Genomic DNA, 15,160 nt, shown 5'->3' with positions numbered 1-15,160 from the left:
TATTTGGAATGCTAGGTTAGAGGTATTATCAGACATAAATTTAGGGCTTTCGGACATTTTATCGATGGATGTTATGGATACAAAGTTCAAGTCAACAGACGAGTCAGCCAACGTCGCTTTCTACTGGACACGCGACCCTGAGTTGGTGTTTCCCGGCAAGAATGGCGGGCTGGAGGCTTGCGTGGAACAAGAGTTCACTGCTGCCCGCACCAGCGACCTCAAAACACTGCTTAACACTTTCCTGGAAACAGCCACCAGTTTTCTCAAGGCCAAGGCCGCTGTGGTGCGAGTGTTGCTCCCGGACGAACAGACTCTGCAAGTTATCAGCGCAGTCGGATTGTCAGGAGAAGAACTTGAAGCCGAGCGTATCGTCGAACTGGCTTGCGAAGATTGCGGCAAAGACGCTTTCAAACATGGCCTCTGCTCTACCAATATCGAAAGTTGCACAACACGAAATGGCGACCAACCCAGGCAGTTTCGCTCGGTGATCTCCATTCCGCTTGTATGCCGCAATACCCCTGAAGTCTTACTCGGTGTTTTCACACTTTTTTTCGACACCCCCCAATCCTCCTCCGGCAACTCGGCAGCCATGGCGAACAGTTTTGCCGACCTGATGGGCTCTCTCATTGAACACATCAAATCAACACGCGAGGCCAAACGGGAAGAATTGTTGATGGAGCGTCAATCCATCGCCAACGATATCCACGATTCGCTTGCACAAACTTTAAACTATGCACGCATGAGTACTACGCTGCTGAGCGACGCGATACGGAACAACAACGAAGTGATGGCAACAAAATATGTACGTGATATCGATGAAGCTCTCGAAATCGGCCAGAAAGCGGTCCGTACACTTATCACTGATTTTCGCAGCGACATGGATCCGGCAGGACTGCTGCATGCGCTGCAGACACTGGTCGAGCAATTTGTCCTGAAACATTACATCGTTCTTGACTGCTCCATCCGCGTCGCCGATCTCGACCTGCCGCTGGAGCACGAGATCCAGACATATCACATCGTGCGCGAGGCACTCTCCAACATTGCCAAACATTCCAGCGCGAGCCATGCACGGTTGATAGTCGATCATCTTTGCGGCTACTATGTATTTACAATTGAAGACAACGGAGTTGGGACATTTTCACCGTTGGAAGGGCATTACGGGATCATCATCATGCGCGAACGTGCACAACGTATCGGCGGTGAAATTAAAGTGGAAAGCACGAAAGGATTGGGAACTTGCGTACAACTGTTCTTCCCCGAACCCGAGCTAAACTGGAGAACAGCACATGGATAACAAACTAAAGATCGTGCTGGTAGACGACCAGGGGCTGTGTCGACGCGGACTCAGCGAACTGCTCACGCACTGCTACGATTTCAATGTAATCGGTGCGGTCGGCTCAATCGAAGAGCTGCGCGCTCTTATTCGAGAGCAACCAGACCTGTTGGTCATGGATCTGCGTATGAAACCGATGGACGGTCTGGCCATGCTTGAACAGTTGCGCAAGGAAGGCTGCACCATTCCTGCCGTGATGTTGACCATGAGTGATTCAGAAGCGGATCTAGGCAGCGCAATACGCGCCGGAGTGCGCGGCTACCTGCTTAAGGATATGGCCCCCGAAGAAGTGGTGGATGCCATTCGCCGTGTTGCTGCCGGTGAACTGGTGGTTGCACCGACCATGACAGTCAAGATGATCGAAATGCTGCGCGGAGATCAGCCGGGGCAGGAGCCGAGAAATTCACTCAAACTTCTGACCGAGCGCGAACGCGAAATCCTGCAATTGCTTTCTCGCGGCGAAAGCAACAAGGCCATTGCCCTTACGCTATCGATCAGTTACGACACAGTAAAGCAACATGTGCGGCACATCTTGAACAAACTCAATCTGTCGTCCAGGGTGAAGGCTGCCGTGCTTTTCGCCAAGGAGCAAGGAACACCGGAAAACAGTGAAGCATCATCGAATATGCAGGTCAGTTCAAAGAAGCAAGGCAGCAAGTAAATCAGGCATTCGTTCCATTAATAAACAATACAGAGAGGAAATAACATGGCACACATCGTCATTATGGGAGCAGGTCTTGGCGGCATGCCGGCGGCATATGAGATGCGAGATAAATTGGACAGCAAGCACAAGGTTACGGTCGTCTCAAACACCGAAAACTTCCATTTTGTCCCATCCAACCCATGGGTGGGTGTCAGGTGGCGCGACCGCAAGCAGATCGAGTTTCCTGTGCGCGCTTATCTGGAACGCAAGGGCATCGAATTCATATCCACTGGCGTCAAACGTGTTCATCCCGACAAGAATCAGCTCGAACTGAACGATGGCAAGAGCATCGATTACGATTACCTGGTGATCGCCACAGGTCCCAAGCTGGCGTTTGACGAAGTCGAGGGACTGGGGCCGCACGGTGGCCACACATATTCAGTATGCCATGTGGATCACGCAATGAAATCGCATGATGAGTGGGAAAGTTTCTGCGAAAAGCCCGGCCCCATTGTGGTTGGCGCCGTACAAGGTGCTTCCTGCTTCGGTCCCGCATACGAATATGCTTTCATCATGGAAACCGATCTGCGCAAACGCAAGATTCGCACTAAAGTACCGATGACATTTGTCACTTCAGAACCCTACATTGGTCACTTGGGCTTGGGCGGAGTTGGTGACTCGAGGGGTATCCTTGAGTCCGGCATGCGTGACAAGGGCATCAAATGGATATGCAATGCCAAGGTCACCAAGATTGAAGCGGGCAAAATGTTCGTCACCGAGCATGACGACATGGGCGTAGAAAAAAAGAAACACGAGCTTCCGTTCAGCTACAGCATGATGTTGCCCGCCTTCAAGGGAGTCGATGCGGTGTTCGGCATAGACGGACTGGTTCAGGCACGTGGTTTCGTCGTCGTGGACAAGCACCAGCGTAACCCAAAGTACAAGAACGTTTTCGCGGTTGGTGTGTGTGTCGCTATTCCTCCTGTGGAAGCCACACCGGTTCCATGCGGCACCCCCAAGACCGGCTACATGATCGAATCCATGGTTACCGCCACCGTGCATAATATCCATGCAGATCTGGTCGGCGAGCCTGCAGACAAGGAAGCGACATGGAATGCCGTTTGCCTGGCCGATTTTGGTGAAAGCGGTGTCGCATTCGTTGCTATTCCGCAAATTCCACCGCGCAACGTGAACTGGTTCTCCGAAGGCAAATGGGTACATCTTGCCAAAGTCGCTTTCGAAAAATACTTCATCCGCAAGATGAAAAAAGGCACGTCTGAACCGTTCTACGAAGGCAGCATTATGAAAATGCTGGGAATCGAAAAGCTGAAATAAGCACAAGTCCAAAACCAACTAAAAAGCCCCGGAAATCCGGGGCTTTTAGTTTGGCAAATTTGATTATTTTCCCGGTCGGGTTGCCATGTCGCGCAATAACTGCAATAACTGCGACCAGTCCACGACGGGGCCAATATCGGAAATACTACGACTCCGTGCTTGTCCAGAATGCAAGTTGTGGGGAAGGCAGTGGCAATATCACAATCATAAACTTTCATGACATTCGCAAAAAAGAGCATATCTGAAAGAGTTACGCTTCCTTGCCCAACATATTCTCAAACTTGGCGAGTAACTGTTCTCTGCTTTCCAAATGGGCAGGATCCTGAGTGATGCAATTGACAGGACAGACTTCTACGCATTGCGGCGTGTCGAAGTGACCAACACATTCAGTACATTTCTCGGGATCGACGACGTAAAGGTTCTCGCCTTGAACAAGGGCGCCATTCGGACATTCCGGTTCACACACATCGCAGTTGATACATTCTTCAGTAATATACAAAGCCATTTTTCACTCCTAAAAATTACCCATTTTTTATATCGCACCAGACAACATAAACTGGCTCAAATGCTCATAGAAGCCCGCCTCCACAGTCAAAAAGTTGATGAAAGTTCAGAGGGTAGACAAATCAAAAAAAATACCTGTGACGCAAAGCGTCACAGGAAGAGTCTGAAAGGAGGGAGTATCCAATCAGTGAGGTGCCTAACTAACTTCATTGCATATAAGACGTATGCGTCCTCTGTTTTAGCAACCACTATGCCAGCACGGTAAATTTCATTTTTATTGTTTATTTTCAAATAGATATTTTCAACAATATTAGCATACCCAGAATCGGCCATTGATAAATACGCCATGAATGACATAGCATAACTGCCATGACTGCCACAAATACACTGGCACACATATTTCACCAACTCCCACTCAGGCTATGACCTGAATGATAGTGCTGACTGATACGAGTTGAGCGGACATGGATGAAAGCAACTTCAGAACGCAAGACCCAACTCCCGACGTAGACAACGTTCCCGGAAGCACCTTGCAGGAATCAACCGGGAGCGAAGCGGCATGGGATTTTCATGAACTCCTCACGATGCACGAACGAAATGCTGATGAGGAAGCGGATGCGTTGCGTATTGCGGATGAAGGCCGTACTGATGAACCCTTAGTGCCTGAGCTTGAGCACTAGCCAGCTCAGTTCCCGCCAGCCCCAAAGGCGCATCCGCTCCAGCAGGATACTCCCACGTTAGCGGCATGCCACATTCATATCTCTGAGAGTGCAAAGGTGGTTATTCAGCTCAATCTTCCGCAATGAGCATTGGAATTTAAATCCATGCATGGTGGCAAGAATAATTTTAATTCAATATATTGAGAATGAATTGGATGTGAAAATGCACCGCAAGACGTGCTTAGGCACAAAATCGGATACAGTGAAAAAACCAGCAAGGACTACTACGTTGATGCAGTAAATTGGGGTGGCTGATGGGGCTCGAACCCACGACAACTGGAATCACAATCCAGGGCTCTACCAACTGAGCTACAGCCACCGTTGAACCGTCATGTCTATTGGTGTGCCCGACTGGAATCGAACCAGCAACCCCCAGCTTAGAAGGCTGGTGCTCTATCCGGTTGAGCTACGGGCACAATTCTGTCGGCAACCAACAAACTTCATACTACTTGAACCTGGTCGGGGTGGAGAGATTCGAACTCCCGACATCCTGGTCCCAAACCAGGCGCGCTACCAGGCTACGCTACACCCCGAAGGCCGCGCACTATACAGGGCACGGCTAAAAAAATCAATTTTACTCGTGCGATTTCTTTGTGATCTGCGGCATCGCCAGCATCAGGTAATACACCATCGACCACAGTGTAAGTACTGCGGCCATATAAATCAGCAATGTCCCCCACCACAGCGTCGAAATACCGAACAAAGGCTCCTGATACAACAGGAACAGGATTGCGATCATCTGGAACGCCGTTTTGAATTTGCCCAACATCGAAACCGCAACACTCTTGCTGTTGCCCAATTGCGCCATCCATTCGCGCAAGGCGGAGATGGTAATTTCGCGACCTATAATGATAAAGGCGATAAAGACGTCAACCAGATTCAGCTTGACCAGCACAATGAGCGCTGCTGCAACCATTAGCTTGTCAGCCACGGGATCCAGGAATGCGCCGAAAGCGGAACCTTGATTCAAGGCACGGGCCGTATAACCATCCAGCCAATCCGTGAGTGCTGCCAGCCAGAAGATGAACGTGCTGAGCAGGTGTTTCTCGTGCAGGCTTAACGTGTTGTCCGATACATAGAACACCGCGACGAAAACGGGGATCATTAATATTCTGAACCAGGTCAGCAGATTCGGTATATTGAGCGGCATATCAATGCAATTATCGGTAAATTTTTTCAGCAACAAATTCGATTTAATGGAGTTGCTGGTATATCTTTTCTGCGAGCGCGGGACTGATTCCTTCAACTCGCGCCAATTCTTCCACGCTGGCTTGATGCACGCCTTTAAGGCCACCAAAGTGAGTCAGCAGGTTGCGCCGTCGTTTCTCGCCCACCCCTTCAATATCCTCCAGCGATGAGGCGGTACGCGCTTTGCCGCGCCGCGCGCGGTGACCACTGATGGCAAAACGATGCGCTTCATCACGCACTTGCTGGATCAGATGCAGGGCAGGACTGTCTGTGGGCAATTGTAGCGGCTTTTCAACACCGGGTCGTAACAATTGTTCCATTCCCGGTTTACGCTCCACCCCTTTGGCCACGCCGACCAGCGCAATGTCGGACAGCCCGAATTCTGTCATCACTTCCACCGCTATCCCCAATTGCCCTGCACCGCCGTCGATCAGGATCAGGTCTGGACGTTTGCCTTCACCCTGCTGTAGTTTCTGGTAACGCCGCTGCAAAGCCTGTCTCATTGCGGCATAGTCATCGCCCGGGGAAATGCCGCTTATGTTATAGCGGCGGTATTCCTGCGGGCGGATCGCAAGTTCGTCATACACGACGCAGGACGCCACGGTGGCCTCGCCCAAGGTATGGCTGATGTCGAAACACTCGATGCGCTTCAGGTCGGGCAATGACAGCACGGTGCGCAACGCCTCCAGGCGCAGTGTCTGTCCGGCTTGGAGGCCTGCCCGCTGGCGCAACGCCAGCAGCGCGTTAGCCTGCGCCATTTCAAGCCACTGCCGCCGTTCGCCGGTCACTGCATGGCGTATCTGCACCTTGTGCCCGGCTTGTTCGGTCAACAGCTGTTCCAGTGCTTCGTCGGTGATTTCAATGCTGGTGATAATCAGCGGAGGAACACTGCTCTCGAGATAATGCTGCGCCAAAAATGCTTCCAGCACTTCGGCACTGTCCTGCCCCTGCACATTTTGTGGAAACAACGGCTTGTCCCCGAGATGCCGCCCGCCGCGCACTAAGGCCAGATTCAGACACAGCGCGCCTTCTGCTTCAACCACCGCAACGATATCAGCATCCGTGTCACGCCCGCTCTCCACGAATTGTTTTTCCTGCACCGTGTGCAGTGCCTGCAACTGGTCGCGTAGCGCAGCGGCATGTTCGTACTGCAAGTTCTCCGCCGCTTGCTCCATCGCCTCGCGCAAGCGCTTCTCCACCTCGTCATGCTTGCCCTGCAACAGCAGCACGGCATTGCGCACATCGGTGGCGTAATCCTCAGGGCTGATGATGCCGACGCAGGGCGCACTGCAGCGATGGATCTGGTGCAGCAGACACGGCCGCGTGCGGTTGTTGAACACGCCCTCTTCGCAGGTGCGCAGGCGGAACACCTTTTGCAGCAGATTGATGCTCTCCTTTGCAGCCTGCGCGTTGGGATAAGGGCCAAAGTATTGATGGCGCTTGTCGGTTGCGCCACGGTAATAGGTCAGGCGCGGCGACGGGCTGCCGGTCAGCACGATGTAAGGGTAGGATTTGTCGTCGCGGAACAGGATGTTGTAACGCGGCTTCAGTGACTTGATAAGGTTGTTTTCCAGCAGCAGCGCCTCGGCTTCGGAGCGTGTCACTGTAACTTCAATGCGCGCAATGTGGGACACCATCAGGCGGATGCGCGGCGATAGATTGCTCTGCTGGAAATAAGAGCCGACGCGTTTTTTGAGCTGGTTGGCCTTGCCCACGTACAACACCTGCCCTGCCTCGTCCAGCATGCGATAAACGCCAGGCTGCAAAGGCAGCGAGGCGATGAATTCTTTAGGATCGAAGTTTGTGGTGTTCAAGGATGGATTCAAAGACCTGATGGAACATGGCTTCGGTCAAGCGTTTGGTTTGCGTATTGTAGCGGCTGCAATGGTAGCTGTCATAAAGCTTCGAACCATTCGGCAAAGCGTGTCGCGCGGCGTGGGAAAATTTGAAATCTTTCGCCTTCAGGCCGCTGGCGCGCAATACCGCTTCGTGAGCGATGATCCCCAGGGCCATGACGGCAGCTCCGTTCGGCAACGCCGCCAGTTCCTGAGCCAGGTAACTATTGCACTGCCTGATCTCGCCGGGTTCCGGCTTGTTTTGCGGCGGCAGGCAACGCACCGCGTTGGTGATGCGACAGCCTTTGAGGGTCAGCCGGGGATTGGCTTGTTTGTTGGCATCCAGCGGCTCGGAGGCAGTTGCAAGACCGTATTTATGTAGGGTGGAATACAGCAGATCGCCCGCATAGTCGCCCGTGAAAGGCCGACCGGTGCGGTTCGCCCCGTGCATACCCGGTGCAAGGCCGACGATCAGTAACGGCGTACCGGCCTCACCGAAGGAAGGTACGGGTTTTGCAAAATAGTCCGGTTGCGCGGCTCTCACCTCATCCAGAAAAGAGGCAAGGCGCGGACACTGCCGGCAATCGGTAGAAAATTTATTCATCATTGTTTATGTTCACACTATTGGAATCGCAAGGCGTCGATCGGCTTGAGCAAGGATGCCTTGCGTGCCGGATACCAGCCGAAAAAGATACCGACTGCCGCCGCCACGCAGAAGGCCGTGATAATAGAAGTCACGGTCACCAGCACCTCCATACCCGCCAGTCTGTTCACTGCGATTGCCCCGCCGACACCAAGAATGACGCCGACCAGGCAACCGACGACCGAGATGATAATGGCTTCCAGCAGGAATTGCAGCAGGATATCCTTGCCGCGCGCCCCGATGGCCATGCGTATGCCGATCTCGCGCGTGCGTTCGGTGACCGACACCAGCATGATATTCATGATGCCAATACCGCCGACCAGCAGGGAGATCGAAGCGATGGCGCCCAGCATCATGGACATGACCTGTGCGGTTTCGGCGGCTGTGTTCGCCATTGCCGTCAGGTTGCGCACGGTAAAGTCGTTGTCGGCGCCTTCGCGGATGCGGTGGCGCTGGTGCAGCAGTTCGTTGATGGATGTTTCCACCCTGCTCATCGCGTCATCCGACTCCGCCTGCGCCATGATGAAGCGCACCGTGCCCCCGATGCGGGTGCCGAACAACTTGCGCTGAGCTGTCGTCACCGGAATCAGCACGGTGTCGTCCTGATCGCGCCCGTCCAGGCTTTGCCCCTTGGCCCCCAGCACGCCGAGAACGACATAAGGACTGTTCTTGATGCGGAGGGTCTTGCCGACCGGGTCTTCGTCGCCGAACAGGTTCTGCACCACGGTCTGGCCCAACAACGCCACCTGGGTCGCCGAACGGACGTCTGAATCGGAAAATGGAAATCCTGCCGAGAGTTGCCAATCGCGCACGGTGAGAAAGCTCGGCGTGGTGCCGGTGATCTGCGTGCTCCAGTTGTTCGGGCCATACACCAGCTGTGCGGTGCCGGGCGAAGCCGGTGCCGCCGCATTGACCGAGGGCAATTCCTCGATGGCTTGCGCATCGGCAATGGTCAGCGTCGGCGACGCGCCTCCACCCATGCGGGCACCGCCGGAAGTCGTGGAACCGGAAAGTATGATGAACAGGTTGCTGCCCATGGAGGCGATGGATGCCTGCACCTGCTGCTGGGCACCCTGCCCCACCGCCAGCATCAGGATCACGGCACCTACGCCGATGACCATACCGAGCATGGTCAGGATGGTGCGCAGCCGGTTCGCCCCCATCGCGATCCAGGCTTCGCTGAGCATGGCGCTGATCATGACGTCTGCTCCAGATGTTCCGGTGCGGCGTGCTCAACTGCTCCGTCGTATACGATGCTTCCGTCGGAAAGACGCACCAGCCGTCGGGCATAGGCGGCGATGTCCGGCTCGTGCGTGATCAGGACGATGGTGATGCCGTCACGCTGGTTCAGCTCGGTGAACAGCGCCATGATGTCCTGGCTGGTATGGGTATCGAGATTGCCGGTAGGTTCGTCTGCCAGCAGAAGTTTGGGCTGGTTCACGAGTGCGCGTGCAATGGCAACGCGTTGCTGCTGCCCGCCGGATATCTGGTTCGGGCGCGAGCGTGCGTATTGCCCGAGACCAACTCTCACGAGCATCTCGTTCGCCCGTGCCAGGCGTTCTGCGCGCCGCGTGCCGCGATAGATCAGGGGCAAGGCAACGTTGTCTTCCAGGCTGGCTCTCGGCAACAAATTGAACCCCTGAAACACGAAACCTATCACCTGATTGCGCAACAGGGCCAGTTCATCGCGGCTCTGCTTGTTCACATCGCGTCCTTTGAGAAAGTAGCTGCCGCTGGTGGCCGCGTCGAGGCAACCGAGAATATTCATGAAGGTGGACTTGCCCGAACCTGACGGCCCCATGATGGCTACAAACTCTCCGGGCATCACCGTGAAAGACACATCCTTGAGCACCGGCACGGTTCCGGCCTCGGTCACGTATTCCTTGTACAGCCGCTCGATATGAATGACGGAATCGTTGTTCATCATCTGCCCGCCGCTAGAACAATCTCATGCCGGTACTGGTGTTCTTCGCCGGCGGCTGACGATCCTCGACGACGACCGCATCGCCTTCCTTGATCTCTCCGCCCAGCACTTCGGTCATGCGGTTGTCGGTGATGCCGACGGAAAGACGCACCGCTTTCGGTTGAGCTTTCTCCAGAACGTACACCGTACCCATCGGGATCGTGTCGCCCTTGTCCTTGTCCTTGCCTCGCCCTTCGTCCTTGGGCCTGCTGTCACCGCTGTTGCGCGCCTTGTCCGGGCGCGGTCCGGCATCGCCGGGGCGAAACCGCAATGCCGCATTCGGGACCCTTAGCGCATCCTTGCGCTGGGCAACCACGATGTTCACATAAGCCGTCATGCCCGGCATCAGGACCTGATCCAGGTTGTCCACCGACACCACCACGTCATAGGTCACCACGTTCTGCTGTGTGGTCGGGTTAAGGCGCACCTGGCGCACCGCGCCGCGAAAACTGCGGTTGGGGAAAGCGTCCACCCGGAAAGTCGCTTGCTGTCCTACCCGGATGTTGCCCACGTCCGCCTCGGCATAACTTGTATCGATCTGCATGTGCGAAAGATCCTGCGCGATCTGGAACAAGGTCGGCGTCTGTAGCGATGCTGCCACGGTCTGCCCGACATCGACCAGTCGCGATACAACGACACCGGATACCGGCGAACGGATCACGGTATAGCTCATGTTGGTCCGGTCACGCTCCATTTGCGCCTGTGCCAGCGCAAGCTGAGCCTTGGCCGCTTTGAGCATCTGCACCGCGGTGTCAAGATCCTGGCGGGTCACGTACTCCTGTTCGAACAGTCCGCGCGTCCGTATCTCGTTGGCCTGTGCCAGCTCCAGCGAAGCCTGGGCGTTTGCGATATTCGCCTCACTTTGCAGCAGTTGTGCATGGGTCAGGGTCGGGTCAAGTTCCAGCAGCACCTGCCCCGCTTTGACCTGGTCATTGAAATCGGCATGCAGTTTCTTTACGATCCCGGAAATCTGACTGCCGACGCTGACCAACACCACCGGATTCAGCGTCCCGTTGGCCGAGACGCTTTGCGTGATGGAGCCGCGCTCCGCCATGACAGTCGCATAGCGCGCTTCAGCCGGTTCTTTTTTCGGGATGAACCACCAGATGCCCGTTCCGCCAGCCAGCAGCAGCACTATTCCGATCGATATGTTTCGCGAGATTCTTGTTTGCATTCCACACTCCCGTTTCGCGCATGATTCAACGCGGCAACTCCCGGCTCAATTCCCTGCTTCCAGCCGGGTCAGATCAAGCTGCCCGATGGCCTGAGCCAAGACCAGTCGGCTTGCCTGAAAGTTATACAACGCAGCGACATGTTGTTGCCGCGCACTGGCCAGCGTGCTTTGCGCATTCAGCACATCCAGTATCGACATATTCGCAACGCCGGCCTTGTAGCGTCCCAGGGTCATCCGCTCGGACTGCTCGGCTGATGCCACCAGGTCATTTGAAGCAATCAAGGCCTGGCTGTTCGTGAGCAGGGCCTGGTAGGCCTTCCATACGTCCAGTGCGATCTGGTTGGCCAATATGTCGCGCGCCGCAACCTTGCCTTCGATCTGCAACTCGGCAGCGCGGTTCTGGTAGGTGTTGCTCTCGCCCGTGAACAAAGGCACGCTGAGGGTCACACCGATACTGCTGGTATTGGTGATCGGGACTCCCGGCAAATTCTGTGAACCGGTCGATGCGTTCAGGCTGACACTGGGCAAACCCGCGGCACGGCTCACTTCCAACTGTGCCTCCGACGCTTTGATCTGGGCTTCGGCCGCCCGCAGATCCGGACGCTTTCGGCGTGCATCATCGATCAGTTTCCCGATATCCTGCTCCACGACCGGATCGGGTACCGATTCCGGCAATGACACCAGGGTGAACTGGATACTGGCATCAAACCCCATGACGTTCGCCAAAGTCCCCTGCGCAGCGCGGGTGTTCCCTTGCGCTGTGATTAGATTGAGCTTGGCTTGAGACAAGGCCGTCTGTGCCTGCAGCTTGTCTGCCGGTGTGGCAATGCCGGCCCGGTAGCGCGCTTCCGCTGCGGAAAAACTTTCCTTGGCCGAAGCCTCGGCGACTTTCAACGCATCCACACTGGCTTGTGCGGACAGCAATGCATAATAGGCCTGCACTGCGCCGAGAAAATTGGCCTGCAACGTCGCATCGCGGGTCGCGTTGGCAGCAACCAGCAGTTGCTTGGCATTTTCCAGCGTCCCGGACCGTCCGCCGAAATCAAACAGCAGATAGCCCGCGCTCAGATTGGCGTTTCGACTTCTATAATTGCCGGGACTTCCGGCAGCGTTGGAAATGTAGCGCGTGTCGCTGGCTTGCGCCGACAGGGTAGGCAGGTAGGCCGACATGCCGACACCGACGTTCGCCGCCTGGGCGCGGGCGTTCGCCCAGAGCAATCGTGTCTGCGGATTGTTGCACAAGGTCAGATCAACCACGTCAGCAAGAGTCAACGGCTTCCTGATCTTCTCCCTGTCGCAATGACTCATATCCGCAGTCTGGGGAAAATCACCAGGCTCGACATATTGCTCCGTCGACAGAGGATCGTTGCTCGCCAGTGCCACCAGTGGAAGGAACATCACGTGGCACAACAGAATCAGCAGGCGAAATCGATATCGATACACGTTGTCGCTCAAAACAGGTTACCTGTCCGGCAAGGACACATCGGGATGATACCCTGTAGCCTAACCTAGCGCAGACCCGCGCAAAAAATCTTTATCTGGCTTTACCCGACAACATTCGTCGAAAATAAAAAAGCCCCGCTGAGCGGGGCTTCGATAACAACATCGTCTGGCTTAATCCGCGGCAGGTGTAGCCGTTTCCTGTTGCGGTGCCAACGCCTTCATGCTCAGGCGCATGCGGCCTTTGTCGTCCAGTTCCAATACCTTGACCTTGACTATCTGGCCTTCTTTCAAATGGTCAGCAACGTTGGCGATCCGCTCATGCGAGATTTGCGAGATGTGCAGCAGACCATCCTTGCCCGGCAGAACGTTTACCAGCGCACCGAAATCCAGCAACTTGACCACGGGACCTTCGTACACCTTGCCGACTTCGACTTCGGCCACGATGTCCTCGATGCGTTTCTTGGCCAGTTCACCCGCATCGCCGCTCACGCAGGCGATGGTGATATTGCCTTCATCGTCGATGTCTATCGTCGTACCGGTCTCTTCGGTCAGTGCACGGATCACCGCACCACCCTTGCCGATCACATCGCGGATCTTTTCGGGATTGATCTTCATCTTGATCATCCGCGGCGCAAAGTCGGAGACTTCCGGGCGCACGGAGGGCATCGCCTGCTTCATGATGCCGAGGATATGCATACGGCCTTCTTTGGCCTGGCTCAAGGCAACCTGCATGATTTCCTTGGTGATGCCGTTGATCTTGATGTCCATCTGCAGGGCAGTGATACCCGTATCGGAACCGGCCACCTTGAAATCCATGTCGCCCAGATGATCTTCGTCACCCAGGATGTCGGTCAGAACCGCAAAACGGCCGCCGTCCTTGATCAGGCCCATCGCGATACCGGCCACATGCGTTTTCAGCGGGACTCCAGCATCCATCAGAGACAGACATCCGCCGCATACGGAAGCCATGGAGCTGGAACCGTTGGATTCGGTAATCTCGGATACCACGCGGATCGCGTAGCCGCATTCTTCTTCGCTAGGCAGGACTGCAACCAGTGCGCGCTTGGCCAGACGTCCGTGGCCGATCTCGCGGCGTTTGGGAGTGCCCACGCGACCGGTCTCACCAGTCGAGTACGGCGGGAAGTTGTAGTGCAGCATGAAACGGTCGGAATACTCGCCCTGCAATGCGTCGATGGTTTGAGAATCGCGCATGGAACCCAGCGTCGCGATCACCAGCGCCTGTGTCTCGCCGCGTGTGAACAACACCGAGCCATGGGTACGCGGCAGCACGCCGGTACGGATGGTGATCGGGCGCACGGTACGCGTATCGCGACCGTCGATACGCGGCTCGCCGCTCAGAATCTGTCCGCGCACGATCTTGGCTTCCAGTGCGCTGAATAGTTCGCCGATCTCGTTTTTGGACACATTCTCGAATTCCGGTGTGGCCAAAGCTTCGGAAACCTTCGCACGGATCGCATCCACTTGCTGGGTACGTGCCTGTTTTTGGCGCACAGCGTACGCTGCCTTCAGGTCGTTTTCGGCCAACGCGTTGATCCTGGCGATCAGCGCCTCATTCTTCGCTGCAGGCGTCCAGTCCCAATCGTCCTGACCGACAGAATTGGCCATTTCGATGATCGCATTAATCACGGTTTGCATCTGCTCGTGGCCGAACACCACGGCGCCCAGCATGACTTCTTCCGACAATTCTTGCGCTTCGGATTCCACCATCAATACCGCTTTCGATGTACCGGCAACCACCAGGTCCATCTTGGACTCGACCAGTTCATCCTTGGTCGGGTTCAGCAGGTACTGGCCATTGAGGTAACCCACGCGCGCCGCACCGATCGGGCCGTCGAAAGGGATGCCGGAGATCGCCAAAGCAGCGGAAGCGCCAATCATTGCGGGAATATCGGAATCAATCTGGGGATCGGACGACATCACGGTCGCAACAATCTGCACTTCGTTGTAGAAGCTTTCCGGGAACAGCGGGCGTAGCGGACGGTCGATCAGACGCGACGTCAATATCTCTTTTTCGCTTGGACGGCCTTCGCGTTTGAAGAAACCTCCGGGAATCTTGCCCGCGGCGTAGGTGCGTTCCTGGTAATCAACGGTCAGCGGGAAAAAGTCCTGGTCCGGCTTTGCATCCTTGCGGCCTACCACGGTGACCAGCACCACGGTATCGTCCAGACTGACAATCACTGCTCCACTGGATTGGCGCGCGATCTCACCGGTTTCCAATGTCAATTGATGTTTGCCGTAGCTCAGGGTTTTTTTATAGTGACTCAAGATAGCTCTCTCCAATGTAAATGCGTGACCGAGTGGCCGTTACCAGCGTGGCGGAATGACATCCAAAACGAAGCGGGCCGCATTCGCGACCCGC

General features: G+C 55.4%; 13 protein-coding genes and 3 tRNA genes. 4 read left to right on the top strand and 12 right to left on the bottom strand.

Annotated features, from left to right (window positions below):
- Positions 1-73: 73 nt before the first annotated feature.
- From QOY30_RS08105 to QOY30_RS08095, 3 genes are read left to right on the top strand one after another with little or no spacing between them, the layout of a single operon-like run.
- Positions 74-1,294: a sensor histidine kinase gene (locus tag QOY30_RS08105; protein ID WP_283744119.1), complete on the top strand. Its 1,221-nt coding sequence runs from the start codon at positions 74-76 to the stop codon at positions 1,292-1,294.
- Positions 1,287-1,994 carry a response regulator gene (locus QOY30_RS08100; RefSeq protein WP_283744118.1) on the top strand — a complete coding sequence of 236 codons (708 nt, stop codon included), beginning with the start codon at positions 1,287-1,289 and terminating at the stop codon, positions 1,992-1,994. The genes QOY30_RS08105 and QOY30_RS08100 overlap by 8 nt, the downstream gene beginning before the upstream one ends.
- A gap of 45 nt (positions 1,995-2,039) precedes the next feature.
- The gene (locus QOY30_RS08095) at positions 2,040-3,311 is read left to right on the top strand and encodes an NAD(P)/FAD-dependent oxidoreductase (RefSeq protein ID WP_283744117.1); all 1,272 of its coding nucleotides are present in this window, start codon (positions 2,040-2,042) and stop codon (positions 3,309-3,311) included.
- A 250-nt stretch (positions 3,312-3,561) separates the two neighbouring features.
- Here the strand turns inward: QOY30_RS08095 and QOY30_RS08090 are convergent, their stop codons facing one another.
- Entirely contained in the window at positions 3,562-3,816 is a 255-nt protein-coding gene (locus tag QOY30_RS08090; protein ID WP_283744116.1) for a YfhL family 4Fe-4S dicluster ferredoxin, read from the bottom strand.
- A 463-nt stretch (positions 3,817-4,279) separates the two neighbouring features.
- Here QOY30_RS08090 and QOY30_RS08085 point away from each other — a divergent pair, with 463 nt between their 5' ends.
- Positions 4,280-4,495 carry a hypothetical protein gene (locus QOY30_RS08085; RefSeq protein ID WP_283744115.1) on the top strand — a complete coding sequence of 72 codons (216 nt, stop codon included), beginning with the start codon at positions 4,280-4,282 and terminating at the stop codon, positions 4,493-4,495.
- A 282-nt stretch (positions 4,496-4,777) separates the two neighbouring features.
- Here QOY30_RS08085 and QOY30_RS08080 read toward each other — a convergent pair.
- The 11 genes from QOY30_RS08080 to pnp all read right to left on the bottom strand — a co-directional run bounded on the left by QOY30_RS08080 (position 4,778) and on the right by pnp (position 15,066).
- Positions 4,778-4,853, bottom strand: a tRNA-His gene (locus QOY30_RS08080).
- Positions 4,854-4,873: 20 nt separating this feature from the next.
- Positions 4,874-4,950: transfer RNA gene (locus tag QOY30_RS08075), tRNA-Arg, on the bottom strand.
- Between the two features lie 40 nt (positions 4,951-4,990).
- Positions 4,991-5,067, bottom strand: a tRNA-Pro gene (locus QOY30_RS08070).
- 41 nt (positions 5,068-5,108) lie between these two features.
- On the bottom strand, positions 5,109-5,684 hold the full coding sequence (gene pgsA / locus QOY30_RS08065; RefSeq protein WP_283744114.1) for a CDP-diacylglycerol--glycerol-3-phosphate 3-phosphatidyltransferase: 576 nt from the start codon (positions 5,682-5,684) through the stop codon (positions 5,109-5,111).
- A 43-nt stretch (positions 5,685-5,727) separates the two neighbouring features.
- Positions 5,728-7,536, bottom strand: a complete 1,809-nt coding sequence (gene uvrC, locus QOY30_RS08060; protein WP_283744113.1) for an excinuclease ABC subunit UvrC — start codon at positions 7,534-7,536, stop codon at positions 5,728-5,730.
- Entirely contained in the window at positions 7,511-8,161 is a 651-nt protein-coding gene (locus tag QOY30_RS08055; RefSeq protein WP_283746045.1) for a uracil-DNA glycosylase, read from the bottom strand. The genes uvrC and QOY30_RS08055 overlap by 26 nt, the downstream gene beginning before the upstream one ends.
- A 17-nt stretch (positions 8,162-8,178) precedes the next feature.
- Positions 8,179-9,399 carry an ABC transporter permease gene (locus tag QOY30_RS08050; RefSeq protein ID WP_283744112.1) on the bottom strand — a complete coding sequence of 407 codons (1,221 nt, stop codon included), beginning with the start codon at positions 9,397-9,399 and terminating at the stop codon, positions 8,179-8,181.
- On the bottom strand, positions 9,396-10,124 hold the full coding sequence (locus QOY30_RS08045) for an ABC transporter ATP-binding protein (RefSeq protein ID WP_283746044.1): 729 nt from the start codon (positions 10,122-10,124) through the stop codon (positions 9,396-9,398). Before QOY30_RS08045 ends, QOY30_RS08050 begins: the two co-directional genes overlap by 4 nt.
- Before the next feature lie 13 nt (positions 10,125-10,137).
- Positions 10,138-11,337 carry an efflux RND transporter periplasmic adaptor subunit gene (locus QOY30_RS08040; protein ID WP_283744111.1) on the bottom strand — a complete coding sequence of 400 codons (1,200 nt, stop codon included), beginning with the start codon at positions 11,335-11,337 and terminating at the stop codon, positions 10,138-10,140.
- Between the two features lie 45 nt (positions 11,338-11,382).
- Positions 11,383-12,792 (bottom strand): TolC family protein, encoded by a 1,410-nt coding sequence (locus QOY30_RS08035; RefSeq protein WP_283744110.1) that lies wholly within the window; start codon positions 12,790-12,792, stop codon positions 11,383-11,385.
- Between the two features lie 159 nt (positions 12,793-12,951).
- A complete protein-coding gene (gene pnp, locus QOY30_RS08030; RefSeq protein WP_283744109.1) occupies positions 12,952-15,066 on the bottom strand; it encodes a polyribonucleotide nucleotidyltransferase in 2,115 nt (704 codons plus the stop codon).
- Between the last annotated feature and the right edge of the window lie 94 nt (positions 15,067-15,160).

The sequence above is a fragment of the Sideroxydans sp. CL21 genome (assembly GCF_902459525.1).
Taxonomy (GTDB): domain Bacteria; phylum Pseudomonadota; class Gammaproteobacteria; order Burkholderiales; family Gallionellaceae; genus Sideroxyarcus.
This window is presented reverse-complemented; position numbering and strand designations above follow the sequence as displayed.